At 69.8% G+C, this 24,572-nt stretch carries 18 protein-coding genes and 3 pseudogenes; 11 read left to right on the forward strand and 10 right to left on the reverse strand.

The features are described from left to right. Window positions 1-36 precede the first annotated feature (36 nt). The 4 genes from OHA03_RS12460 to OHA03_RS12475 form a co-directional block, all read right to left on the reverse strand. The gene (locus OHA03_RS12460; RefSeq protein ID WP_267003669.1) at window positions 37-834 is read right to left on the reverse strand and encodes an aldose 1-epimerase; all 798 of its coding nucleotides are present in this window, start codon (window positions 832-834) and stop codon (window positions 37-39) included. 21 nt (window positions 835-855) lie between these two features. Next, complete coding sequence (locus tag OHA03_RS12465) at window positions 856-1,809, reverse strand: SRPBCC domain-containing protein (RefSeq protein ID WP_267003671.1); 954 nt, start codon at window positions 1,807-1,809, stop codon at window positions 856-858. A gap of 89 nt (window positions 1,810-1,898) precedes the next feature. Next, window positions 1,899-3,500, reverse strand: coding sequence for a polyamine aminopropyltransferase (locus tag OHA03_RS12470; RefSeq protein WP_267003673.1), 1,602 nt, complete (start codon window positions 3,498-3,500; stop codon window positions 1,899-1,901). An 83-nt stretch (window positions 3,501-3,583) separates the two neighbouring features. Then, window positions 3,584-4,105 (reverse strand): DUF2617 family protein, encoded by a 522-nt coding sequence (locus OHA03_RS12475; protein ID WP_267003675.1) that lies wholly within the window; start codon window positions 4,103-4,105, stop codon window positions 3,584-3,586. A 741-nt stretch (window positions 4,106-4,846) separates the two neighbouring features. Here OHA03_RS12475 and OHA03_RS12480 point away from each other — a divergent pair. The 5 genes and pseudogenes from OHA03_RS12480 to OHA03_RS12500 all read left to right on the forward strand — a co-directional run. After that, window positions 4,847-5,596: pseudogene (locus OHA03_RS12480) on the forward strand (aminotransferase class I/II-fold pyridoxal phosphate-dependent enzyme); the annotation flags it as partial. 260 nt (window positions 5,597-5,856) lie between these two features. Further along, a complete protein-coding gene (locus OHA03_RS12485; protein ID WP_023418495.1) occupies window positions 5,857-6,048 on the forward strand; it encodes a hypothetical protein in 192 nt (63 codons plus the stop codon). Then, window positions 6,045-7,550, forward strand: a complete 1,506-nt coding sequence (locus tag OHA03_RS12490) for an N-6 DNA methylase (protein WP_267003680.1) — start codon at window positions 6,045-6,047, stop codon at window positions 7,548-7,550. The genes OHA03_RS12485 and OHA03_RS12490 overlap by 4 nt, the downstream gene beginning before the upstream one ends. A gap of 413 nt (window positions 7,551-7,963) precedes the next feature. Next, window positions 7,964-8,881: a hypothetical protein gene (locus tag OHA03_RS12495; RefSeq protein WP_267003682.1), complete on the forward strand. Its 918-nt coding sequence runs from the start codon at window positions 7,964-7,966 to the stop codon at window positions 8,879-8,881. Beyond that, complete coding sequence (locus OHA03_RS12500) at window positions 8,878-10,044, forward strand: pyridoxal phosphate-dependent aminotransferase (protein WP_267003684.1); 1,167 nt, start codon at window positions 8,878-8,880, stop codon at window positions 10,042-10,044. Before OHA03_RS12495 ends, OHA03_RS12500 begins: the two co-directional genes overlap by 4 nt. 203 nt (window positions 10,045-10,247) lie before the next feature. Here OHA03_RS12500 and OHA03_RS12505 read toward each other — a convergent pair whose 3' ends face one another. Continuing rightward, entirely contained in the window at window positions 10,248-12,392 is a 2,145-nt protein-coding gene (locus tag OHA03_RS12505; RefSeq protein WP_267003686.1) for a plasmid pRiA4b ORF-3 family protein, read from the reverse strand. Window positions 12,393-12,744: 352 nt separating this feature from the next. Here OHA03_RS12505 and OHA03_RS12510 point away from each other — a divergent pair, with 352 nt between their 5' ends. The 3 genes and pseudogenes from OHA03_RS12510 to OHA03_RS12520 form a co-directional block, all read left to right on the forward strand. Then, a complete protein-coding gene (locus tag OHA03_RS12510) occupies window positions 12,745-15,576 on the forward strand; it encodes a DEAD/DEAH box helicase (protein ID WP_267008028.1) in 2,832 nt (943 codons plus the stop codon). Continuing rightward, entirely contained in the window at window positions 15,573-16,886 is a 1,314-nt protein-coding gene (locus tag OHA03_RS12515; RefSeq protein WP_267003688.1) for an SWIM zinc finger family protein, read from the forward strand. Before OHA03_RS12510 ends, OHA03_RS12515 begins: the two co-directional genes overlap by 4 nt. A 36-nt stretch (window positions 16,887-16,922) precedes the next feature. Next, window positions 16,923-17,115 (forward strand): annotated as a pseudogene (locus OHA03_RS12520) (aminotransferase); the annotation flags it as partial. Window positions 17,116-17,283: 168 nt separating this feature from the next. Here OHA03_RS12520 and OHA03_RS12525 read toward each other — a convergent pair. Next, complete coding sequence (locus OHA03_RS12525) at window positions 17,284-17,838, reverse strand: Uma2 family endonuclease (RefSeq protein WP_267003690.1); 555 nt, start codon at window positions 17,836-17,838, stop codon at window positions 17,284-17,286. Between the two features lie 295 nt (window positions 17,839-18,133). On the opposite strand from OHA03_RS12525, the pseudogene OHA03_RS12530 reads away from it, so the two are divergent. Continuing rightward, window positions 18,134-18,562: pseudogene (locus tag OHA03_RS12530) on the forward strand (aminotransferase class I/II-fold pyridoxal phosphate-dependent enzyme); the annotation flags it as partial. Between the two features lie 124 nt (window positions 18,563-18,686). Here the strand turns inward: OHA03_RS12530 and OHA03_RS12535 are convergent. Together OHA03_RS12535 and clpB are read right to left on the reverse strand one after the other, a co-directional pair. Then, window positions 18,687-19,244: a YbjN domain-containing protein gene (locus tag OHA03_RS12535; protein ID WP_030929311.1), complete on the reverse strand. Its 558-nt coding sequence runs from the start codon at window positions 19,242-19,244 to the stop codon at window positions 18,687-18,689. 256 nt (window positions 19,245-19,500) lie between these two features. Continuing rightward, window positions 19,501-22,098 carry an ATP-dependent chaperone ClpB gene (gene clpB, locus OHA03_RS12540; RefSeq protein ID WP_267003693.1) on the reverse strand — a complete coding sequence of 866 codons (2,598 nt, stop codon included), beginning with the start codon at window positions 22,096-22,098 and terminating at the stop codon, window positions 19,501-19,503. A gap of 226 nt (window positions 22,099-22,324) precedes the next feature. Here clpB and OHA03_RS12545 point away from each other — a divergent pair, with 226 nt between their 5' ends. Next, window positions 22,325-22,747 (forward strand): pyridoxamine 5'-phosphate oxidase family protein, encoded by a 423-nt coding sequence (locus tag OHA03_RS12545; RefSeq protein WP_030929307.1) that lies wholly within the window; start codon window positions 22,325-22,327, stop codon window positions 22,745-22,747. A 119-nt stretch (window positions 22,748-22,866) separates the two neighbouring features. Here OHA03_RS12545 and OHA03_RS12550 read toward each other — a convergent pair whose 3' ends face one another. Both OHA03_RS12550 and OHA03_RS12555 read right to left on the reverse strand, forming a co-directional pair. After that, the gene (locus OHA03_RS12550; RefSeq protein ID WP_030929305.1) at window positions 22,867-23,187 is read right to left on the reverse strand and encodes a hypothetical protein; all 321 of its coding nucleotides are present in this window, start codon (window positions 23,185-23,187) and stop codon (window positions 22,867-22,869) included. Continuing rightward, window positions 23,184-23,342 carry a hypothetical protein gene (locus OHA03_RS12555; RefSeq protein ID WP_267003696.1) on the reverse strand — a complete coding sequence of 53 codons (159 nt, stop codon included), beginning with the start codon at window positions 23,340-23,342 and terminating at the stop codon, window positions 23,184-23,186. The genes OHA03_RS12550 and OHA03_RS12555 overlap by 4 nt, the downstream gene beginning before the upstream one ends. A 154-nt stretch (window positions 23,343-23,496) precedes the next feature. On the opposite strand from OHA03_RS12555, the gene OHA03_RS12560 reads away from it, so the two are divergent. Beyond that, window positions 23,497-24,480, forward strand: coding sequence for a helix-turn-helix transcriptional regulator (locus OHA03_RS12560; RefSeq protein WP_267003698.1), 984 nt, complete (start codon window positions 23,497-23,499; stop codon window positions 24,478-24,480). Window positions 24,481-24,572 lie beyond the last annotated feature (92 nt).

Genomic DNA, 24,572 nt, shown 5'->3' on the forward strand with positions numbered 1-24,572 from the left:
ACGAGCTTAAGGGCTGTCCCGGAGGGCGTGTCCGGCTCAGAGCCTGCGCCAGCTCCAGGTCGTCGCGATCTCCAGCGGCTCGATCGGGGTCACATACCGGGGCGCGGTGTTCAGTCCGTTCGGCGGGCCCGACTGCGGCTCCACGCAGACCGCCTCGGCCTGTTCGTCGTAGACGACGACCCACTCGGCCCGGCTCTTCACCTTCAACTCCAGTTGCTCCGGCCAGGTGAGCGTCACATCGACCCCGTCGGGCATCCCGAAGCAGTCGTCCCACGGGCCGGGCATGACCGGGATCCGGCGACCGGTCGGCAGATGGTCCTCGCCCCGCTCCTCCTGCCAGGCGGCATCGAAGGCGATCTGTACGTCGCCGCCGGTGCCTAGGTTCCGCAGGAACCACGGGTGCCAGCCGGCCTGCGCCGGGAACGAGTCCCCGTACGTCTCGATGCCGAACGCGACCGTGAGTGAGTCCTCGGCCAGTTCGAAGGTCTGGGTCACCCGGCCGGGATACGGCCACGGCTCGGCGAGGTCGTAGTAGAACGCGGCCTGGGACTCGCCCGCCTTGGCGGTGCGCCAGGCCGTGTCGCGGCCGGTGCCGTGAATGGCGTGCGGCGGGGAGTTCAGAGGCAGCTCATGAGGCACATCGCCGTTGAGGAAGTGGCCGTACCCGGTCCGCCCGCACCATGGCACCATCGGGAAGCAGCCGTACCGCTCCCCCTGCCGCAGCAGCTCGGTACCGCCGATCCGGAGGCTGCTGATCCGGCAGCCGTTGGCGGGGTTCACGGTCAACTCGGTGTCGCCGACGGACAGCCGGACGTTCTTCTCGCTACTGCTCACACGACGACACTACTGGCGCCGCTACCTCCGGCGCCGCAGCGCCCGGCCCACCACGACCGCGGAGGCGAGCGCGAGGGCGGCCGCCGGGGCCACCCAGCGCAGGGTGGCGCCCGCGGTGGTCGAGTCGGGCGACGGCACGGGGGCGTACCGTCCGCGTGGCGGCGCGTGGTCGACCTCCTCGGCACTGCGCCCGATCATGGTCCGCCGGGCGTGCGCGGCCTCGGCGGGCGGTTCGTCGGGGACGGTGAACTCCATGTCCGCGACGGGGTCGAGCGACGGCGGGGGGACGGGCGCGTCGAATACCGAACCGGTACCGGGCAGCGAGCCTGTGGCGTCGTCCTGAGCGGGTCCGTTCTCGGGGGACTCTTCGGAACCGTCCTCGGGGGCAGCCTCGGGGAACTCCCCCACCGTCGTCTCGTCCGCCGTCTCCGCGGCCTCCTCGATCGCCCGGTCCACGGCTTCGTCGACGGCCAGGTCCACGACCGCCCCGGCCGGCCCGTCGGACTCGCCCGCCGGTCCGTCGGCAGCCGGTCCGTGGGACGCCAGCGTCTCCGTCACCAGCTGCTGCGTGAAGCGGTCCAGCAGCCGGTGGGCCGCCGTGAGCGTCGCCTCGCGTTCCAGTTCCACGATGCGGCCCTCGCCGCCCGCCGTGCCCGTGAAGCCGATCGTCGTGCCGCCGTCCGCCTCCGTCAGGCGGATCGTCAGTGCGAGCTTCGCCGAGCCGCTGCCCCGCGCCTCGACGCCCTCGCCCTCCACGGAGATCCCGGCCCCGTCCGGCAACGCGGCCGAAGTCAGCGTGCCGCGGTATGTGATCGTGTGGCTACCGATCCGGACCTTGAGCCGGCCGGACAGGGGGCCCGCGGACGCGTCGGCGTCCTGCTGGAGGCCCGGTACACAGCGCGCGACCCGGGCAGGATCGCCCAGCGTCCGCCGAAGGGACTGGACCGGAACCGGAACGAACACCTCATGCTCCATGGAAACCGAGCCTACTCAGGCCCGGCCGCCCCGTCAGCGCTTCCGCACCCGGAAGCGGCACTCAGCACCCAAGACCTCCCCCGCCCCCCTCACGGCTCCTCCCAGTACCGCGGGTGCACCAGCGTCGACGGCGCCTGCTCCGGCAGCCGCCCCCGCTGCGCGTACCGGGCCGCGCCCGCCAGTACCCCTTCCGTCAGGGAGCGGAGCTTCGGTGCCCGGGGGGACAGGCCCAGCGCCGGGGCTCGCGACCCCGGGCGGGCGAGGACGAAGCCCCAGCCGTGCGGGGCCCTCGCTCGGTCCGTCGTGCGGTCCGGGTCCGCCGCGAAGCCGGTGCGGCGGCCGCTGATGCCGTACGGGCGGGTGCTCAGGCCCGCCGCCCGTACGGATGCCTCGACCGTCCAGAACGTACGCGGCCGGGTGTCCGGCGGCCCCCCGTGCACCACCAGGCGGCCGCCCGGGGCCAGGGCCTCGGCGATCAGGCCGTAGAACTCCGCGGAGTACAGCTTCGTGCTCGCCGTGATGCCGGGGTCGGGCAGATCGGAGATCACCACGTCGTAGCCGCCGTGCCCCGCCCGCAGCCAGTTGAACGCGTCCGCCGTCACGGCCGTCAGCCGCGGGTCGCGGTACGCGTGCGCGTTCAGCGCGGAGAGCGCCGGGTCCGTACGGGCCAGTCGGGTGACGCCGGGGTCGATCTCGACGAGCGTGACACTCCGTACGTCCGGGTAGCGCAGCACCTCGCGGGCGGCCAGACCGTCGCCGCCGCCCAGGATCAGCACCCGCGCGTGGCGCCCGTCCATCGCCGGGTGGACCAGCGCCTCGTGGTACCGGTACTCGTCCTGGGCGCTGACCCGCAGCCGCCCGTCCAGATAGAGGTCCAGGGAGCTGCGGCCCGTCCCGGTGAGGACCACCTCCTGCACATCGGTCTGCACAGCGACCCGCACCTCGTCCCCGTACACCGCGCGCCGCGCCGCCCGCTCGAAGTCGTCGTCCAGGACCGTGGCGGTGGCCAGCAGGGCGATCACCGACACATTGACGAGGATCAGCAGCCACCGCGAGCGCGGGGTGAGGTCCCGGCGGAACACCCACAGCACCAGCGCCCCGCCCGCTGCCGCGTTGACCATGCCGGTGACCAGCGCCCCGGTGAGCTGGCCAAGGACCGGCAGCAGCAGGAAGGGGAACGCCAGTCCGCCGACGAGCGCCCCCACATAGTCGGCGGCGAATAGGTCCGCGACCGTCCCGCCCGCGTCCTGCCGGTCGACGCGCTGGATCAGGGTCATCAGCAACGGGATCTCCGCACCGATGAGGACGCCTATCGCGAGCGAGAACCCGACCAGCGCGAACCGGGACTCCCCGATCCAGGCGAACGACGCGTACAGCACGAGCGCGGAGGAGCCGCCGATCAGTGCGAGCCCCGCCTCGATCAGCCCGAAGCCCACTGCCGCGTGGCTGCGCAACCGTTTCGCGAGCAGCGAGCCGATGCCCATCGCGAAGACCATCACGGACAGCACGACGGAGGCCTGGGTGACGGAGTCTCCGATCAAGTAGGAAGCGATCGCGACCAGTTCGAGCTCGTACACCAGTCCGCAGGCGGCGCAGACGAACACGGCGGCCAGCACGAGGAGCCGACCGGTCCGCGGCCGCACGGGGATTCGCGCCGCGCCCCCTCGCAGCGACACCTGCTGGTCGATCATGGTGCGAACGCTACGTCACGACGGCGTCGCCACCTGTCACCCACAAGGGTGCAAGTGCCGCATGCGCAACAGAGTTTGGACAATCAGTGAGCCACCGCCGGCATCCGCACGCCCACGCGGGTGCGGGTCACCACCAGCTGCCCCTCCTGCGGGTACGCATGCCAGGTGCGCCACCGCACCTGGCCTTCCGTCCGCTGCGCGAGCATGGCGGTGAAGGCGTGCGGACTGCCGGGAAACGTCCCGGCGAGGCCCTGCGGATGGTCGGTCACCAGCGCGAGGAGTTCCTGCGCACGCCCCGCGAAGGAGTCCGCGGAGAGCGTCTCGACACGCGCCGCGAATTCGTACTCCCACTCCCCGAGCCGTTTGGCGACTCCGAGCGGCAGCGGTGTGCTGCTGCCGGGGATGCAGGCCACCGTCTCGGAGCAGCTGCCGCCGTCCTCCTCGAGAAGCACCTGATGGGAGGCGCCGAGCAGACGCAGTTGCAGTTGGGCACCGCCGAGCTGCAGGTCGAGCACGGCCAGGGCGGGGAGCGGTTCACGCCCCAGCGCCCAGGCCAGGTCGGCAGCACGGGTGTCGGAATAGGCCGTCTGGAGGGTCGTGAGCATGGGTCGGCTCCGCAAAACACGCGTGGACACATGGACAGGGGACGCCCCCGTGGCGACATACGTGGGAGGTGGGGAGCGCCCGATCAGGTCCAACTGGGGTCCGAGGGCTGGATGTTCTCTCCAACGAGGGAATCACGAAGTGCGACGATCCACAGCATTTTTGCCCAACTTGCCGTGGTTTCCATCCCCTCGGGGGCCCTACGGTTCAGGTGTTCACCGGGTACGCGCTGCCTGACCCAACAAAAAGGTGCCCGGCGGGAGTTCACCCGCCGGGCACCCGGTGACGCGGACCAGCTGCCCCGTGTCAGCTGCCTCCGCCGCATCCGCCCCCGCCGCCGCACGACGAACCACCACCGCACGAGGAACCGCCCCCGCACGAGTGACCACCGGAGTGACCGCCCGAGTGACTGCTGCCTCCGCAGGACGCGCCGCCGCCACCGCCGCCCGCCCACCAGCTGCCACCGGCGGCCGCGCCGCCGCCGACGCTACGGCGCCCGGAGCGCCGGGAGGACAACGACTTGCTGCTGTTCGCCGACCGCCACATCGCGACGACGCAGCCGATCACAACGATCCCGGCCACCACCCAGAAGAAAGCCACCGACCTCACGTCCTTCCGTCCCCCGAAGCGAGGTCCCCCGCTTCATGTTCCTTCCGCTACTTGCGTGAGTGGGGGATGCCCCCGGCCCCGCGGAGCCAAAGCAGACTTGAGCAACTCCAGAGCTTCGGCACAGGATGGCGGTCATGACACAGGGACGACCGCTGCTCAACCGCCGCCTCGCCGAATTCGGCACGACGATCTTCGCGGAGATGTCGGCGCTGGCCGTACGGACCGGCTCCATCAACCTCGGCCAGGGCTTCCCCGACACCGACGGCCCCGAAGAGATCCGGGAGGCCGCGGTCCGCGCGCTGCGCGCCGGACACGGCAACCAGTACCCGCCGGGCCCCGGGGTTCCCGAGCTGCGCACCGCGATCGCCGCCCATCAGCAGCGGCGGTACGCGGTCACGTACGACCCCGACTCCGAAGTTCTCGTCACGGCGGGCGCCACCGAGGCCATCGCCGCCACCCTGCTCGCCCTCGTGGAGCCCGGCGACGAGGTCATCGCCCTGGAGCCGTACTACGACTCGTACGCCGCCTGCATCGCCATGGCCGGCGGCGCCCGCGTCCCGGTCACCCTGCACCCGGACGCGGAGAGCGGAACGTACCGGCTCGACCTCGACGAGCTGCGCGCCGCCGTCACCCCCCGCACCCGGCTGATCCTCCTCAACACCCCGCACAACCCCACCGGCACCGTCCTGACCCGCGAGGAGCTGGCGGCGATCGCCGAACTCGCCTGCGAACGGGACCTGCTCGTCGTCACCGACGAGGTGTACGAGCACCTGGTCTTCGAGGGTGAACACCTGCCCATCGCCGGCTTCCCCGGAATGCGCGAGCGGACCGTAACCATCGGTTCGGCGGGCAAGACGTTCTCGTTCACCGGGTGGAAGGTGGGCTGAGTCAAGGCTTCTTCGCCTACCTATTCAGATTATGGGGCGGAAGCTCGAACACTCCCTCTCGCCGACTCACTATCTTGAATCCCAAATGACGTGCACTGCCTGAAAGTGCTTCATCTTCGGGCGCGCGCCTTAGGAAATCCCAAACCGCGTGCACCCATGGGCGCGTGGCGTACGTCTTCTACTGTCCTACCTGAAGCCGGGGATCACGCGGCTCACTCGCCCACTTGGAGATCCCCCCGACCTCAGAGAGGAACCACGTGCAGCAGACGCTGATGTACGTGATCATCGCGGTCCTCGCGGCGCTTGTCGTCGCGCTTGCCGGCAGCTTCGTGACCGTTGTCGAGGGAGGACGTCCCACGACGGCCCTCAAGGCAGGAGCATTCACCTTCGCCGGCTCCCTGACGCTCCTTATCGTGGTCATGGACGCCCTGGGGGTGGTGGGCTCATGAGCGATACAGGTGCCCTTCGAAGGCGCGTGCAGGCCGAGGATCTCCTCTCCCTCGACGAGGTGCTCCTGAAGGTGGAGGTACACCGCAAGCACCTCTCGCGGCTGATGAACGCCCACGACGCGACTCGCCTGGTCCTCGGGCTGCTGTTCCTGAGCCGGAAGGCGCGCGCCGCTCCCGGCACCGGCGTACCGACATGGTCGTGGTTGCTGGGTCAGCCGGCAGCGGGCGGTTCGGGAATCCGCGCTGCCGTGAGCAAGTGCCTGGCCCACTGGCTCCCCACAACCGACGCTCAGGGCATCGACGCGGGCACGAGGAGCCTGATGCCCATTCCGCCCCCTCGTTCCGATGAACACCTGCACGCTCTCATCCAGGCCATTGGATCCACCCAGCGGGTCGGCCCCCTGCTCGACCAGTGCCTACGGGACCTCTCTGCGGACCAGGCAGGCGGCAGCCACTACTTCACGCCCGTTGACATGGCGCGTCTCATGGTCGGCGCAGCCGTGCCCCGCGACAGGCACAGAGTGCTGGACCCCGTCTGCGGTTCAGGGGGCCTGCTCGTCGAGAGTTACCGCTACGTCCACGACCGCGTCGAGGCAGACCTGGCCATGTCGTTGCAGGGGAGGGAGCAACACGCCTACACCTCGCAGGTGGCTCGTATGAACTTCGCCGTGCGGGGGATCAACGCCGACGTCTCCCCGCCCGGGGACAGCCTCGCGGAGCCCGAACGCGAGCCCCACGACATCATCCTGGCCAACCTCCCCTTCAACCAGCGCGACTGGGCACCGGAGGACAGGACGGAGCAGAGCACCCGCCGGCCGGCTTCCCGGGTCCCTGCCGATCCCCGGTGGCCAGAGGAACCGCCGTCCCGAGGATCCGCCAACTCGGCGTGGATTCAGCACATCGCGCACGCGCTGGCTCCGGCCGGACGCGCCGTCTTCCTGATGGCCGACACCGTGGCCAACACCCGCCAGCCCATCACCCGAAGGCTCCGCGAGCGCCTTCTGCGAGACGATCTCGTCGAGTGCGTGATCGCCCTTCCGCCCCGCGTGTTCGGTCACACCCAGACCACGGCCTGCCTCTGGGTGCTGAACAAGGACAAGAGCGCGCGTCCCGGCTGGGGCATCCAGGACCGCCACCGTCAGGTGCTCTTCATCAACGCGCGGCGAGCCTTCGAGCAGATCCCGGACTCAAGAGCGCGCAGGCTGGGCGAGATGAACGCGGCACTGATTCTGGAGACCCTCGCAGCCTGGCGTGGCCTCTCCGAACACGGCGTCGCGGCCACACCGTACAAAGACGAGACCGGCTGGTCCCGAAGCTGCTCTACCGAGGAGATCGCCGGCCACGGGCATAGCTTGATGCCAACCTCGTACGCCGTGGATCCTCCCAGCCCCGAACGCGACACACGAAGCCGGATCGACGAGCTCAAGCTCGAATTGGCTGATTCCTTCGACCGGATGCGTGATCTGGAACTGCGGTTGCTGGATGTCTTGGAGGAGATCTGATGGAAGCCGACACCAACCAGGCCGACTCGGGTACATCGGCTTGGCCGACCACCTCCATCGCGATCGAGCAAGTCCGCAGGGATATCTACACGACCTGCGGCGCCGTCGACGATAAGGCATCCGATCAAGCGCCAGGAGTGGTCGGCTCCGAGTTCGTCCGGCACGGCAGGATCCTCTCACCCCGCATGAATGAGTACGTATCGGGCGGCCCTCCGGCCACCCGCGCCCTCCGACAGGGCGACTTGGCCGTCGTTCTCGTCAGGCGGGTGGGTGAGTCCGCGCTGGTCACCTCCGAGCACGCAGGATGGCCGGCGCACAGGTCGATCGGCATCATCCGCGCTGAGCCGCACATCGTGCGGTGGCTGCGCATCTGGCTGCAAACGTCCACGGCGAAGGCACGGATCGACGAGGACGTGACGGCACACGTCGAGCCCACCATCAGCCTCGACACCCTCCGCCGCATGCTGTTTCCGCTGCCCCCGTCGGACGTCGTCGCTGCATACGATCGGGCCTTCGGCCTCATCGAGGAGATGGCCTCCCTCTACGAGAAGAGCGCCCGACAGGCTGTTGACCTGGCCGACGCCCTCCACGACGACTGGGCGTCGGCGGAACCGTCCTGGGAATCACGGGTACTCGCCGAGGTCGCCAAAATGAAGACGGGTAAGGGTTCCGAAAGCTCGCTCCCTCCTTTGCCGACAGGACCCGCCGTCGACGCAATCGCTCCGCGCGACCTCTTCGACCTCCCCGTGCCCCACCTGGAGCGGTTTCGCCTCCGAAGCCCAGCGGACGCCGTCCAGGCGCATCCTTCCGGCACCTTCATGCTCAGCACCCGTCCCGACGGCACGCACATCGCGGTGACGCGCCGCCCGGCGACAGCACTCAGAAGCGTCGTGGCGGTGCGCCCCACCGAGGACACGGACAGTTGGTGGCTGCTTCACGAACTCAGAAGCAGGAGCGGCGAGATCATGCAGACTGCGCAGGGGCGGAACGCTCGGGAGATCTCCGCCCTCGCCCTCAAGCGCCTGAAAGTCACCTGGCCAGACCAGTTCACGCGCACCGCCTTCCACAGGATGGCCGAGCCCCTGCACGCCACGGCACGGCTCCTTGTCTCCAAAATCGCTACGTTGCACAACCTGCGGGACGCGCTCCTGCGCGATATCTCGGCAAAGGCCGGTGTCCTCAGGGAGCCGACAGCACAGCCGGGAGAAGAGGGCGCTCGCACTCCTCACCCCACTGCGGTCCCCGCACCACGCGGGGGCAAGAGCGGCCATGGGTCAGGATGGTCCCCCAGAGACTCGACGGGTACCCGAGTGAGAACGGTGGAGACATGAACACCAGGCCACTGCTGAACCGAAGGCTGGATGGACTCGGGACAACGATCTTCGCGGAGATGTCGGCACTGGCCACCGCGACGGGCGCGATCAACCTGGGCCAGGGCTTCCCCGACACCGACGGCCCCGACGAGATCCGCGAAGCCGCGGTCCGCGCCTTGCGGGAGGGCAAGGGAAACCAGTACCCGCCCGGCCCGGGGGTTCCGGAACTGCGCGCCGCGATCTCCGAGCACCAGCAGCGCTTCTACGATCTGCCCTTCGACCCCGACACCGAGGTCCTGGTCACCGCCGGCGCCACCGAGGCCATCGCCGCCACCCTGCTGGCGCTCCTGGAGCCGGGCGACGAGGTGATCGCCTTCGAACCCTTCTATGACTCCTACGCCGCCTGTATCGCCATGGCCGGGGCAAAGCGCGTGCCGCTCACCCTGCGTGCCCCGTCCTTCCGCCCGGACCTGGACGAGCTGCGGGCCAAGATCACTCCGCAGACCCGCCTCCTGCTCCTCAACACCCCGCACAACCCGACCGGGATGGTTCTCTCCACCGAAGAGCAGGACGCCATCGCCGCACTCGCCGTCGAGCACGACCTGCTCGTTGTTACCGACGAGGTGTACGAGCACCTTGTCTACGAGGGCACGCATCGCCCCATCGCGGCCTTGCCCGGCATGCGCGAGCGAACCGTCTCCATCTCATCCGCCGGCAAGACCTTCTCGTTCACCGGATGGAAGGTTGGCTGGGTCACGGCGAACGGCCCGCTCGTCTCAGCGGTCCGGACCGCCAAGCAGTACCTGACCTACGTCAGCTCGGGCCCCTTCCAGTACGCGATCGCCGAAGCCCTCCGACTGCCGGACGCGTACTTCGACAGCTTCCGCGCCGACCTACGACGCAAGCGCGACCTGCTCGGCGACGGCCTGCGCGCGGCCGGGTTCGAGGTCTACCAGCCCCAGGGCACGTACTTCATCACCACCGACATCACTCCCTTCGGCGAGAAGGACGCCTACGCCTTCTGCCGCGCCCTCCCCGAACGCTGCGGCGTCGTCGCCATCCCCAACTCCGTCTTCTACGACAACCCCGACGCCGGCCGCAGCCAGATCCGCTTCACTTTCTGCAAACGGGACGACGTCCTCCACGAGGCCGTCGGCCGCCTGCAACGCCTGGCGTGCTGAACTCACGGCCCCCGTCGTCACGAATGAGGCAAGGACCTTCCCTTGACTTGCGAGAATCGCAAACAACGGCGCCAAGGCACTGGCGGGTGCTGGTCTGGCACGTCGGTCTCGGGGCTTCTTTTCGTGATCGTCTCCCGGTTTCCCGATACTCTCCCGGAGAACCTGGACTAACTTGCTCCGTCGCCTTCGCCGTATGTCCGACTTCAACGTCGGCGCTGGGATCCGACTTTAGTTTCGGACCTACGCAGGCGCTTGGCCAGTGTCTTGTCCCGAGCCCGCAGGTGTCGCCCTGCCGCTTCCAGGACGGCCCGGGTGGCGGGGTGGTCGCAGCGCCACAGATCGTCGGCGGCCTGCTCCAGGAGTGGGAGCACCGAGTCCTCCTCCTGGTCCAGGAACGCGGCGAGTGCCTCGTCGGCTACGCCGAGCGGACCCCACAGATGATCGACGAGCCCCCACAGCTGGAGTTCCCGACCGTGTCCCTCGGAAATCTCACCACGGCCGATCAGCGCGATCGCCGCAGTCTCGGCGCAGCCAGGGACCTGGGATGCTGCGGCTTTGCGCAGGACCGCGAGCGCTCTGGGTTCGTCGAGCTCTGCCAGTACTGGTGCGGCGGCCAGGCGGCGGAGGGCCGCGTCAGCCTCCAACCCGGCGCAGGCATCGATGAGCTGGACTGCGGCTGGGCCCTGGCCCCGATGGCTGATCCATCCGGTGATCTCGGCCTGGGCGGCGTCCTGGTCGTAGTCGAGCAGGGCGTCGAGCAGTGTCGGGGCGTCGACGTCGGCCAGTTCGCCGATGAGCGGAGCGTGGACTCCCTCGGCGAGAAGGTACTCGCGCAGTCCGTGGCGTCCCAGCGGGGTGAGCCTGAGCCGCGTCCCGAGCAGGGGAGCGTCGTCGCTGTTTTCGGCGCTCCCCTCGATGCCGAGGATGTCGAGGAGGATGTGGTCGCGCTCCCGGCTCGTCTCCGGGCCTGGCTCGACCTCCGCTGCCTGGTACTCGGCGAGGAGCAGGGCCGCTTGGTCGAGGATCTGCAGGAAGAGCAGTTCGACCAGTCGTGCCTCCTGCTTGGGGAGGCCCTCGCGGAGTGCACCGACGAGCAGCGCCGTGTCCAGCCATTCGCCGTCGGGAACCTCGTACAGCGCCCGCAGCACCACCGCTGCCAAGCCGTCGCCGTCCTCGTCCTGCATGCCCAGCGCGGCCAGCAGCACCGGAGGCAGGCCGAGGTTCCCGAGGTCGTTCAGGGCGTCGAGTTCGTCCTCGAGTGCCTGGCACCAGACCTCCAGTACTCCCTCGTCTCCCACGGTGGCAGGCAGGTCAGTACCCGGACGGGCGGTGCCTGCGCTGATCTCCACCAGGTCCCCGTCCAGGGCGAGCTGCCAGGGGCCGTCCAGGCAGGGCAGGTCGCCGGAGCTGCGCAGGCGGGCCAGCCGCTTGTCGCGCTCCGCGGGCCGGAGTGCGCTCAGCTCGTCGTCCTGGGTCCACAGTTGCAGTTCCTGGACGGCCTGGCGGCCCAGTGCGGGCTTGAGCACGTCCCGGGACGTGACGACTCGTCCGCCCTGGCACCAGTGGGCCAGGCGGAGCGCGGAGGTGATCAGCGGCACCTGCCGGGCGGCCGCGGCGAGCTCCGCGCGCGGTGCCAGGGAGACGGGGCGCACGGGGACGGACTCCGCGTCCAGGTCCTCGTCGTCGTGGAACTCGCCGCAGGAGCAGCGCCGCCCGCCGGGGGCGGCTTTGGCCGCGGCCCGGGCGGCCGTGGGCGGCTGCGGGTCCAGTCCGGCCAGTTCCTGGTCCAGGGCGTCGCAGTCGAAACAGGCGGGGTCGAACCCCTCCTCACGCAGGGTTTCGACCAGGTCGGTCCACGGCTCGGGGGCCGGTGCGCCGCGGTCCGCGACGGCGTCGAGTACGGCCTGCAGCCCCCAGGCGCCTCCGGTGTCCTCGGCGTAGGGCATGGCGCGGCGTCCACCGGTGCAGCGGACGCGCCGGTCGGGGGTGGACGTGGGGAGGGTCTTCTCCAGGGTGATCTGGTGCCGCCAGTCGTCGCCGAAGTCGTAGGTGTACTCCAGCCGACCGCCTTCGTAGGGCAGTACCTCGGCCACGGTCACGGACTCTTCGTCGGTGTCGCGGAAAGGATCTCGGTCCAACGGTGCGTCAAAGTCGACGAACTGGCGGCCCGACCCTGGTTCGGTGAAGGAATGCAGGTGCGAGTCGCCCCAGCCGAAGCACACTTGGATGATGTCGTGCAGGCAGCCGAGCGAGGTGTCGGCGGGCAGGGTGACCCGGCGCCAGATCGGCGGGCTGGTGTCTCGCAGGGCGATCTTCAACTGGTAGGTCGGAACGGACTCGGCGGTCACAGCGAAGGGTTCCCTTGAAGTGGAGAGACGGATTCCGGCACCGGTAAGAGGCTGCGACCGCATATGCGTCACGGCCTTCCGTGGCAGGTACCGGTGCCATCTTCCCGCACTGCGCCGAGTGGGCGAAGCCCTTCTTGACACATCCTGTCCGCCTGTGCGGATAACCTTGACCCGCCGAGGGCTCGCGAGCGACCCGCACCCTCCCGAACAGTTGTAGGAGTGTGTGCCAGGAGTGGGCGCAGTGGCGAAGGTTTACCCGTCGGCAGAGTTCGCTGCCGCCCGCACGGACGGATCCGGCGGGTCGGCCACGCCAGAGCCGACGGCTCCGAATCAGGAGCAACTGTTCGCCCGGATGCCGGAACTCGCCGCAGGCGAGGCGGTGTTCCTTCCCGCGGATCCGCCCCGGATGGGACGGATGGCGTTCTGGACGCCCGGGGGTGAGCCGCCGGGCGTCGGGGCGGAACCCGAGGAGCTCACCGTGGTTCGCCCGCACGGTTCGTCCGTGCGCCGGGCGCGGGTGGTCGCCGTGCTGCTGCCCGTGGAGCAGGCGCTGCCGCTGCTGACTCGCTGCCGGGCACTCGGCACCGGCGGCAGCGGTCGGGCGTCGGCCGGTACCGCGTTCTGGGGCACGGCGGCCCTGCTCGGTCTGCGTCTGCTCGCCCGGGGCCGGATGCTGCCCGGGGTGTCGCCGGAAGGATTCGACGCGTGGCGGGTAGGCCCGCTGGACGCCGAGGACCACGAGCGGCTGAGCTCCCTGGCAGCCGTCATGCCCGCCGAGGCCCGCGCGGTCGCGGTTCCCGGGCTCTCCCCCCTCACGCTTCCGGCGGCCGAGCCGCTGCTGCGGGCCTTCCTCGACGCCGTGGCCGACTCCCTCGCCCGCCCTCCCGCCGCCCGCCAGGTGACCGGCGGATCGGCGTTCGCGGCGCACGCTCCGCAGTCCGTGCCCGAGCAACGGGGCTGGGCGGCGGAGGTCGCCGCCGGCCGCGACACGGGTCTGGCGGTGTCGCTGCGGCTGGAACTGGGCCGCGCGGACTCCTTCCGGGCCGTGGTCCAACTGCGCAGCCTGGCTGATCCCACCGTGCTCGCCGACGCCGCGGACCTCTGGTCCGGGAAGGTCACCGCTCCCGAACTGTTCGGTCCACGGGCTCAGGTGGACACGCTGCTGACGCTGCGGCGGGCCGCGCGCGCATGGTCCCCGGCCGGACGGCTGCTGGACTCCGCCGCCCCGGCCGGCCTGGAGCTGTCCGACGAGGAGGCCCAGGCGCTGCTGGGCGACGCGGCGGAAAGCCTTGCCGCCGCCGGAGTCCCCGTGCACTGGCCCAAGGAGCTGGTACGCGAGCTGACCGCCTCCGGCGTCCTCGAACCCGTACGCCGCAAGGGGACGCAGTCCTCGGCCGAGTCCTTCCTGTCCTCCGGCGGCCTGCTGAACTTCCGCTGGCGGGTCGCGCTCGGAGACCAGGAACTCACGGAGGACGAGCTGGAACGGCTGGTCCAGGCGCACCGGCCGATCGTGCGGCTGCGCGACCAGTGGGTGGTCGTGGACCCGGAGCTGGTCCGCCGCCTGCGACGGGCCGCGCAGTCCAGGACGACCTCGCTCACCGCGATCGAAGCCCTGAGCGCCGCGCTGACCGGCAGCGTCGAGGTGGACGGCGAACAGGTGGCGGTCACCGCGGTCGGTGTACTGGAGGAGCTGCGCTCCCGGATCGCCGACCCCGAGGCGCGCGCCGCGCGTGAGCCCCAGGGGCCGCCGAAAGCCCTTGTCGCGACCCTGCGCGACTACCAGCTGCGCGGCCTGAACTGGCTGCACCGGATGACCTCGCTCGGCCTGGGCGGCTGCCTCGCCGACGACATGGGCCTGGGCAAGACCGTCACCCTGATCGCACTCCACCTGCGTCGCCAGGAACGGGAAGCCACCGCCGGCCCGACCCTGGTGGTCTGCCCCGCCTCGCTGCTCGGCAACTGGGAGCGCGAGATCCAGCGCTTCGCACCGACCACCCCGGTACGCCGCTTCCACGGCCCAGGCCGCGACCTGTCCTGTCTCGACGGCGGAGCGGGCGGCGGCTTCGTACTGACCACCTACGGGACCATGCGCCGTGACGCCGGACGCCTCGCCGAACAGCCCTGGGGACTGCTCGTCGCCGACGAGGCCCAGCATGTCAAGAACCCGCACGCGCAGACCGCCCAGGCGTTGCGCGGGATCCCCTCGCGGGGGCGCGTCGCGCTGACCGGCACCCCGGTCGAGAACAACTTGTCCGAACTGTGGGCACTGCTCGACTGGACCACCCCCGGCCTGCTCGGCACGCTCACCTCCTTCCGTCACCGCTACGCCATGGCCGTCGAAGGCGAACGCGACGAACAGGCCGCCCGGCATCTGGCCGCGCTGGTCCGCCCCTTTTTGCTGCGCCGGCGCAAGTCCGACCCCGGCATCGCTCCCGAACTGCCGCCCAAGACCGAGACCGACCAGCCGGTGTCACTGACGAAGGAACAGGTCTCGCTGTACGAGGCGCTGGTACGCGAGCTCATGGCCGAGATCGAGGAGAAGCAGGGCATCGCCCGGCGCGGCCTGGTGATGAAGCTGCTCACCGGCCTGAAGCAGGTCTGCAACCACCCCGCGCAGTTCCTGAAGGAACCCGCGGGCGCCAAGCTCCCCGGCCGCTCGGGGAAGCTGGAACTGCTGGACGAACTCCTGGACACCGTCCTGGCCGAGGACGGGTCGGCCCTGGTCTTCACCCAGTACGTGGCCATGGGCGCTCTGATCGAGCGCCACCTGGCCGACCGCGGCGTGGACACCCTGTTCCTGCACGGAGGCACCACCGTCAAACGCCGGGAGGAGATGGTCGACGCCTTCCAGGGCGGGGAGAAGAAGGTGTTCCTGCTGTCCCTCAAAGCCGCCGGCACCGGTCTGAACCTGACCCGGGCCGGACACGTCATCCACTACGACCGCTGGTGGAACCCGGCCGTGGAGGACCAGGCCACCGATCGCGCCTACCGGATCGGACAGACCCAGCCGGTGCAGGTGCACAAGCTGATCGCCGAGGGGACCGTGGAGGACAGGGTCGCCGAGATGCTCCGTCAGAAGCGGGAACTGGCCGACTCGGTGCTGGGCTCGGGCGAGGCGGCGTTCAGTGAACTGAGCGACAGCGAACTGGCCGAACTGGTCACACTGCGAAGGACGGGACGATGACCAGGCGTAGCCGGCCAGGCAAGTCGGCCGCCCGCACCTTTGAGACACTCCCTCCGGCAAAGGGCAGTCGCGCGCCCTTCGCCGAGTCCTGGTGGGGCCGCGAATGGCTGCGCTCGCTGGAGGAGTCCTCCTTGGACTCCGGCCGCCTCCAGCGCGGCCGGACCTACGCGCGCGGCGGCGCGGTCGGCCCGGTCACCATCGTCCCTGGCTCAGCCGCCACCCTGGTACAGGGCAGCCGCAGCACCCCGTACCGCTCCACGGTCCGAGTCGAGCAGCTGACGGACCGGCAGTGGGACCAACTTCTCGACGTGATCGCCGAGCGGGCCGCGAACATCGCCGCACTGCTCGACGCCGAGATGCCCGCCGGCCTCGCCGACGACGCCGCGGCCGCCGGCGTCCCGCTGCTGCCCGGCCCCCGGGACCTCAACCCCGAGTGCAGCTGCCCCGACTGGGGCTACCCCTGCAAACACGCCGCCGCCCTCTGCTACCAGGTCGCCCGGCTCCTGGACCGCGACCCCTTCGTGCTGCTGCTCCTACGGGGCCGCGGCGAGCGGGAGCTGATGGACGAGCTCGGCCGCCGCAACACCGCCCGCGCCTCCACCGAAGCCGCAGCGTACGCGGCAACCGCAGGCACGGGCCCCGCCACACCCCCGGCCCGCAGCGGTGATCCCGCCGGACCCGCCTTCACCTCCCGCACCGCACTGCCGCCCCTGCCCGCCCCGCCGCCGCTACCCGAGCGACCAGGCCGCGGCCCGGCCCTGGTGGCCTCGGCTGTTCCAGAGCCCGGCATGGACCCGGCTGCGCTCGAACTGCTCGCCGCCGACGCCGCGATACGCGCCCACCACCTGCTCGCCGCAGCCCTCAGCGCCCGTCACGCCGACACCGCGCCACCCGCCCCGCTCACCGAGTGGCAGGACGCCGTCCGTTTCGCCGCCGCTCACCCCACCTTGGAGGTCTTCGCCCGGATCTCCTCGGACTGCGGCCGCACCCCCCGCGAACTCGCCGCCGCCACCCGCGCGTGGCGGCACGGCGGCGCGGCATCCCTGGATGTGCTGGAGAGCCCCTGGAACCCACCCACCTCACGCATGCAGCGCGACCGCGAGGCGCTGCGCGCGGACTGGACCGACGGCAAACCACCCCGGCTCCGCTCCTGGCGCAACCGCTGGACCGTCGAGGGCCGCGACGCCCAACTGCGCCTGGGCCGCGACGGACTGTGGTACCCGTACACCAAGGATCAAGGCACCTGGTGGCCGGCCGGACCACCCGACGTCGATCCCGCCGTCGTCCTGACCGCCCTTCTCGGGACATGACGCCCTTCTTTCGAAGCACGCACGCCGCCCTGGGCGTCCGACGTCGGAGAGATGGACGCTTACGCCTTCTGCCGAGCACTCCCCCGAGCGCTGCGGGGTCGTCACCGTCCCCAACTCCGTCTTCTGCGACCACCCCACCGTCGGACGCACTCAGGTCCGCTTCGCCTTCTGCAACAAAGACGGCGTTCTCGCCGAGGCCACCAGCCGGCCTCGACGCCTCGCGCCCTGAACTCACGCCGCCTTGGGCGCGTTCGAAGCACTCGTCTTCGTCGGCAAGAACGTCGACGGTCGGTCGGAGTTCGGCGATTCCGCGCGCACTGCGGCGCTTGAGCCCGTCGGGTGCGACCACGTCCGACGACGGCGGTGCCGACGGCAAGGCCGCACCGGGAATCCTTCGTCAGCGGACGTTCGCCTCGGGCTCAGGACGCGGGAGTTCGTCGAGGTCGAGGGTGAAGGTGCGACCGTCGGCCAGGGGGATGGGCAGCTTGCCCGTGCCGTACTTGTGGGTGTGCGCCGCGATGTAACCGGTGGCGGTCGGCTGGGTGTGGAGGACGACCTCCTGGGCGTAGGGATCCACGACCAGGTAGACGGGGATGCCGTACCGGCCGTACTTCGCGGTGCAGTCGTCGTAGTCCTTGCGTGCGGAGGAGGTCGAGACGACCTCAGAGATCAGCAGGACGTCTTCGAAGCTGTAGCGCTTGCTCTCCCGGCGGGCGTCCTCGCGAAGGATCGCCAGATCGGGGGCGGAGTTCTCGTCGGCGGGGAAATCGATGTAGACGTCAGAAGTGACCTTCGCGTGACGGCCGAGGGCGAGAGCGGAGTCGATCTGCATCGATCTGATGGTGCTGGAGTGCTCTTCGCTCTGCGGAGTCATGATCACCTTTCCGTCGGCCCCGAACAGGACCGTGTACCCCTCGGGGAACTCGGTGTGCACGATCGCGTCGACACTCATGGACGGCTCCTTCCCGTGTGCGGTCAGGATACGGCGGACAGTGTCACGTCACCGAGAACCCGGCGGTGCGGCTGTGAGACCGGAGAGGTTCCGCGGTCGCACGGCTCCGTCTTCATGAGGACGGTCCAGAGTTTGTTCGGAGCCGAAGCGCCACGGGCGGCGACCAGGAAAGCGCGGATGCCTCGGAACCGTGCATCACGGGACGCGCACAGCGGCCAGCTCACCGGCGGTCCCGGAGGCGCCCAGGCGGACCTGCTGCGCGGCATAAGAATGAGTGCGTGAAAACGGAGTGGCCTGGGTGACCGCTAGCCCCGGGCTGGTGACGGCGGTCCGCTCGGCCAAGCAGTTCCTGACGTACGTCTCCGCGGGCCCGTTCCAGTACGCCGTCGCCGAGGCGCTGAACCTCCCCGACAGCTACTTCGAGGGGCTGCGCGCGGATCTGCGGGCCAAACGGGATCTGTTGAGCGGCGGGCTCGCGGAGGCCGGTTTCGAGGTGTACCGGCCGGCCGGGACGTACTTCGTCACCACCGATATCCGCCCGCTCGGCGGCGGGACCGACGGCTTCGCCTTCTGCCGCGCGCTGCCCGAGCGGTGCGGGGTCGTCGCCATCCCCAATGCGGTGTTCTACGACGATCAGGAGGGCGGCCGCAGCAAGGTCCGATTCGCCTTCTGCAAGCGCGAGGACGTCCTGCGCGAGGCCGTTTCACGGCTCAAGGGCCTATGACTCCAGGGAAATCCACCGTGCCGGAGCTCGCCTTTCCGGCGTGTGGAGCGACAGAAGCCCGGCCTGAGGCGGCGGTCGTGGTGACCGTCGCCCCGGCCGGGCTGTCGTTCGCAGGCGCTCCGGATCAGGCGCTGGGCGCCGCGTCGTCGCCGTCGGTCTTCTTCTCGGCCGGCTCCAGGCCGAGACGCTCCAGCAGCCACTTGTCGAACTCGATCGAGGCCCGCACCCAGCTGACCGTCGACGAGACGAAGTGCTCCAGGCTGACGCCCGTACCGATGAGCATCTGCGCCTCACCGATCAGACGGACCGAGGTCTCGGTGTCCTCGGCGCCCTCCTCGGCCTCGTGGACGTGCGTGTAGACCTTGGGCCACAGCGTGCGGCGGTTCCAGTCGTCGATCGCGTCGAGGAGGACCGGGCGCTGGTCCATGGCGTGGGGGCGGTCGTAGAACGTACGGACCGAGAAGACCTGCTGCTCGTCCTCGCCACGGAACATGAAGTACGTGCGGAACTCTTCCCACGGCGCCGCGAGGTCGCCCTCGTCGTCGACGACGTACTTCAGCTCCATCTGCTCGAGGAGCTGCTTGACGAGGTCCTGGTCAGGGACGACGGGGCCCTCCGGTCCTGCCGCCTGCGGTTCGGGCTGGCCCCCGAAATTCGGAATCGAGGACGGGTCGATGCTCACCGTGAATATCCCTTCGTACGGTTGCCGCCATCCTCTCCCATGGCAGGCGGGGGATGGCAACCCCCAGCTGGGCCGATCAGCTACAGGCTGACACGATCCGGTCCGCTCGGAGCTCCGGGGGAGCCTGTCCGGAGGGGGAATGTCATGGAAGGGACACGCAGACGGACCCATGTGGGCCCGGACAGCCGTGTGCGAGGGCGGGGACACCGCCCTCGCACACTTCAGTCGGTCCGGCGTCCTACGCCCGCCGGGTCCGTCACCGCACGGCGCCCACGATCAGGCCTGCCTCCTCGCCCTCCCCGAACACGTCCACCCGTACGGTGTCCCCGTCCGTGACCTCGCCCGCGAGGATCTCCTTCGCGAGCCGGTCACCGATCGCGGTCTGGATGAGGCGACGCAGCGGCCGCGCCCCGTAAGCCGGGTCGTTGCCCTCCTTCGCCAGCCAGGCCAGCGCGGCCGGGGTGACGTCGAGGGTGAGCCGCCGGTCGGCCAGCCGCTTGGCGAGCCGGTCGATCTGGAGCGCGGCGATGTGCGCGAGCTCGTCGCCGGAGAGGGCGGAGAAGACCACCAGGTCGTCGAGCCGGTTGAGGAACTCCGGCTTGAACGAGGCGCGTACGACCTCCAGGACCCGCTCCTTCTTCTCCTCCGGCTTCATCAACGGATCGACCAGGAACTGGCTGCCCAGGTTCGACGTCAGGACCAGGATGGTGTTGCGGAAGTCCACCGTCCGGCCCTGGCCGTCGGTGAGCCGGCCGTCGTCGAGCACCTGGAGCAGGATGTCGAAGACCTCGGGGTGGGCCTTCTCCACCTCGTCCAGCAGGATGACGCTGTACGGACGGCGGCGGACCGCCTCCGTGAGTTGGCCGCCCTCCTCGTACCCCACATAGCCGGGCGGGGCACCGACCAGCCGGGCGACGCTGTGCTTCTCGCCGTACTCGCTCATGTCGATGCGGACCATGGCCCGCTCGTCGTCGAACAGGAAGTCGGCGAGCGCCTTCGCCAGCTCGGTCTTGCCGACACCGGTCGGGCCGAGGAAGAGGAACGATCCGGTGGGCCGGTCCGGGTCGGCGATGCCGGCCCTGGTGCGGCGTACCGCGTCCGACACCGCCTGCACGGCCTCGGTCTGGCCGATCAGCCGCCTGCCCAGCTCCTCCTCCATGCGCAGCAGCTTCTGTGTCTCGCCCTCCAGGAGCCGGCCGGCCGGGATGCCGGTCCAGGCGCCGACGACATCGGCGATGTCGTCCGGGCCGACCTCCTCCTTGACCATGGTGTCCTTGGCGGCCTCCTGCTCCGCCTCGTCGGCCTCCGCGAGCTCCCGCTCCAGGCCAGGGATCTCCCCGTACAGCAGCTTGGAGGCGGTGTCGAAGTCGCCGTCGCGCTGGGCACGCTCGGCCTGTCCGCGCAGGTCGTCGAGGCGCTCCTTCAGCTCACCGACGCGGTTGAGGCTCTGCTTCTCCTTCTCCCACCGGGCGGTGAGGCCGCGCAGCTCCTCCTCCTTGTCGGCGAGGTCGCGGCGGAGCTTCTCCAGACGCTGGACGGAAGCGGCATCGGTCTCGTTCTTCAGCGCCAGCTCCTCCATCCGCAGGCGGTCGACGGCGCGCTGCAGTTCGTCGATCTCGACGGGCGAGGAGTCGATCTCCATGCGCAGCCGGGACGCCGCCTCGTCGACGAGGTCGATGGCCTTGTCGGGGAGGAACCGGGAGGTGATGTAGCGGTCGGACAGGGTCGCGGCGGCCACCAGCGCGGAGTCCGCGATCTGCACCTTGTGGTGCGCCTCGTACCGTCCCTTGAGCCCGCGCAGGATCGCGATGGTGTCCTCGACGGACGGTTCGGCGACCAGGACCTGCTGGAAGCGGCGCTCCAGCGCGGCGTCCTTCTCGATGCGCTCGCGGTACTCGTCGAGCGTCGTCGCGCCGACCATCCGCAGCTCACCACGGGCCAGCATCGGCTTGAGCATGTTGCCGGCGTCCATGGCGGAGTCCCCGCCCGCCCCGGCGCCCACGACGGTGTGCAGCTCGTCGATGAACGTGATGATCTGCCCGTCGCTCTCCTTGATCTCGGAGAGGACGGACTTCAGCCGCTCCTCGAACTCGCCGCGGTACTTGGCTCCGGCGACCATGGCCCCGAGGTCCAGTGAGACGAGCCGCTTGTTCCTCAGGCTCTCGGGCACATCGCCCTTGACGATGCGCTGAGCGAGCCCTTCGACGACGGCCGTCTTGCCGACACCGGGCTCGCCGATGAGCACGGGGTTGTTCTTGGTACGCCGCGACAGGACCTGCACGACGCGCCGGATCTCGTGGTCACGCCCGATGACGGGGTCGAGCTTGCCCTCGCGCGCGGCCGCCGTGAAGTCGGTGCCGAACTTCTCCAGGGCCTTGTACTGGCCCTCCGGGTCGGGTGTGGTCACCCGGCGCCCTCCCCTGCTCTTCTCGAATGCGTCCAGCAGCCTCTTCGCACTGGCACCCTGCTGGGTGAGGATCTCACCGGCGCGGCCGCCCTCGGCCGCGATACCGATCAGCAGATGCTCGGTGGAGAGGTAGTCGTCGCCGAGCTCCTTCGCTCGCTGCGCGGCGTCGGAGATGACGGCGAGCAGCTCACGGTTGGGCTGCGGCGGGGCGACGGTCGCCCCGGTGACGCTGGGCAGCGACGCGAGCAACCGGTCCGTCTGGCTCCGTACGGCGACCTGGTCGGCGTCTACGGCGGCGAGCAGGTCGGTGATGTTCTCGTTGTCCTCGCCCTCCAGCAGAGCGAGCAGCAGATGCCCCGGGGTCAGATCGGCGTGCCCGTCCTTCACGGCCCTGCTGGTGGCCGCATTGATGGCGTCCCGGCTCTTGTTGGTCAGCTCGGCGTCCACGTGCGCTCTCTCCTCCTTGCGGTGGCTGGTCCGTCCACTTCTTTCGTGACAACTGACTCAGCCAACGTCCACAAAGTTGAGTCTATTCCACTCAAGTCGGGATCCTGACGAAAACCACCGGGCTCCGGCAGCAACCACCGACAGAAACCCGCTCGTGTCCGAGTCAACCGGCCGGACAACCCCTGCGCCACCGCAGGGCCGGGCGACGGCTGCCTACCCTTGGTCCATGGCCGTAGACGTACGCAACCCCAGCCCCGAGTACCTCGCCTTCTGGCGCGAGTACCACGTGTGCACCCTGACCACCCTCCGCCCCGACGGCACCCCTCACGTGGTGCCGGTCGGCGTGACGTACGACCCCGAGGCCGGGCTCGCGCGCATCATCACCAACAAGAGCAGCAGAAAGGTCGCCCACGTCCTGGCCGCCGGCCCGGACGGGGCACGGGTGGCGGTCTGCCAGGTCGACCGGGGCCGCTGGGCGACGCTGGAGGGCCGCGCGACGATCCGCACGGAGCAGGACGTGGTCGACGACGCCGTACGCCGCTACGCGGAACGCTACGAGCGCACCCCGGCGCCCAACCCGGACCGGGTCGTCATCGAGATCACCCTCGACCGGGCCCTCGGCAGGGGCGCACCGGTCCGCACGGCCTGACCCCCGGCAGCTCCCCGCCGCCCGTCCCTGGACAGCACAGCGGCGCCACCGTGTTCAGGTCACGATGACGCCGCTGTGTGGGGGAAGTGTCTGAGCGACATGGAACGACGGGGGATCGCTCAGGCACTGCGGGGGGTGGCGGTGATGGTTTCGGGTTCGATCAGCTGGTGGTCACGCTGATCGAGGTTGACGAAGATCATTCCGTACCGGATGGCACAACGAACGGGCTGCGGCGCCCCGCGGGGGCGACGAAGGCATCGGTAGGCGCGCACTTCTTCGTCGTCCTCCAGGACAACGACGATCGGCTCCCCGAGCAGGGTGACCATCAACGAATCGCCATGGCGGGGGAGTGCCGTGAGCAGATCGATGAAGTGCCACCCTGAGCGGTAGGCAGAGGCCATCTCCCGCCGGAAAACCCGGTCGTCCGGCGGGATGGTCATGCGCCCGCCAGATTCGCCGGGGTGGTGTCCCAGCCGACATCGGAACCCTGGACGCCGATGGCGGAGCCGGACTGCACGCTGTCCCAGCCGACATCCCCGGGAGACATGTTCGCCGCGAGCAGCAGCGCAGCAGCGGCAAAAGCAGTGACAAGCACTGAGCGAAGCATTCGCTTGTACATAGTCGGCTTCGTCCTCACTTGATGGTTTCCTCTCCCCCGCCTGACAAGACGATGGCTCATTCAGGCACGTCAATGCCACAGGAGCGATGCATCATGTTCCTGCACGTACAGGACCCTGGGGGGTGGAGATTTGCCTACAACCAACACGAAACCGACACATAATCACCCGGTCACGGACCTGTGCACCGAGGGTGCTCGGCTGTACGCCAGCGCACTGAGCGTCGGACGCATCGCTCGCACCGAAGTGGAACCCGCACCCTGCCTCATCGAACTCGGGCTGCTGCTGCCCGACCCGGACGACGCCTCGTGGCTCCGCCCGGTTCCGCCCTCCGCCGCCCTGGCGCAGCGGCTACATCCGCTGGAACGCGAGATCCAGGACCGCAGACGGACATCCGTGGAATTGACCGAGGCCTTCGAACCGTTCATGGCCATCAGCGCCCAGAGTCCGGCACCCACGCACGCGATCACTGTGCTGGAAGGCATCGACCGGATCAACGGAGCACTCGATCTGGCCATCGCCGAGAGCCGCACGGAGGTACTGACCATCCAGCCCGGTGGTGGACGCAGCGAGGACGTCCTCAGCGAGGCCCTGACCCGCAGCAAACCCCTGATAGACCGTGGCATCAGTGTCCGCACCCTCTACCAGCACACGGTCAGGCACAGCCAGCGCACGTTCGCCTACGTGGAACTGATGGCCGGCGCCAAACTGCAGATACGCACACTCGAAGAGCTCATCGAGCGTCTCATCATCTGCGACGAGACCGTCGCCTTCATCCCGGCCAGGGACGACCGCCGCATCGCACTCGAGCTACGGCATCCCGGTCTGGTCGCGTACCTGACGAAGGTCTTCGAACAACTCTGGCGCCGGGCCCTTCCATTGAACGAAGCAGCCCCGTACAACCCGGCTCCCGACGGCATCACGGGCGTCCAGCGCGCCATTGCAACCCTGCTGGTCGAGGGGTACGTCGACGAGGCAATAGCCCGCCGCCTCGGCATGAACGTCCGCACCTGCCGTGCGCATGTCGCCAAGCTGTCCTCCACTCTCGGCAGCAGCAGCCGAGCCCAACTCGGCTATCTGATAGCGCGGTCAGGAATCCTGGAACAGGGTTCCTGACCGTTCGCAGCCACACCGTCCCATTCGCCGGCCGGCTGCGTGGCCACACGACGGGGGAGAGCTTGTTCACGCCCCGGATGCACCATGGGAGT

This window comes from Streptomyces sp. NBC_00154 (genome assembly GCF_026342835.1).
Lineage (GTDB): Bacteria > Actinomycetota > Actinomycetes > Streptomycetales > Streptomycetaceae > Streptomyces.

Excerpts from the sequence above, each read along its gene's own strand:
- OHA03_RS12515 (WP_267003688.1), top strand. The coding sequence starts at position 15,573 with ATGACCAGGCGTAGCCGGCCAGGCAAGTCGGCCGCCCGCACCTTTGAG.
- OHA03_RS12490 (WP_267003680.1), top strand. The coding sequence starts at position 6,045 with ATGAGCGATACAGGTGCCCTTCGAAGGCGCGTGCAGGCCGAGGATCTC.
- OHA03_RS12525 (WP_267003690.1), bottom strand. The coding sequence starts at position 17,838 with ATGAGTGTCGACGCGATCGTGCACACCGAGTTCCCCGAGGGGTACACG.
- OHA03_RS12550 (WP_030929305.1), bottom strand. The coding sequence starts at position 23,187 with ATGACCATCCCGCCGGACGACCGGGTTTTCCGGCGGGAGATGGCCTCT.
- OHA03_RS12545 (WP_030929307.1), top strand. The coding sequence starts at position 22,325 with ATGGCCGTAGACGTACGCAACCCCAGCCCCGAGTACCTCGCCTTCTGG.
- OHA03_RS12465 (WP_267003671.1), bottom strand. The coding sequence starts at position 1,809 with ATGGAGCATGAGGTGTTCGTTCCGGTTCCGGTCCAGTCCCTTCGGCGG.
- OHA03_RS12510 (WP_267008028.1), top strand. The coding sequence starts at position 12,745 with ATGCCGGAACTCGCCGCAGGCGAGGCGGTGTTCCTTCCCGCGGATCCG.
- OHA03_RS12500 (WP_267003684.1), top strand. The coding sequence starts at position 8,878 with ATGAACACCAGGCCACTGCTGAACCGAAGGCTGGATGGACTCGGGACA.
- OHA03_RS12475 (WP_267003675.1), bottom strand. The coding sequence starts at position 4,105 with ATGCTCACGACCCTCCAGACGGCCTATTCCGACACCCGTGCTGCCGAC.
- OHA03_RS12470 (WP_267003673.1), bottom strand. The coding sequence starts at position 3,500 with ATGATCGACCAGCAGGTGTCGCTGCGAGGGGGCGCGGCGCGAATCCCC.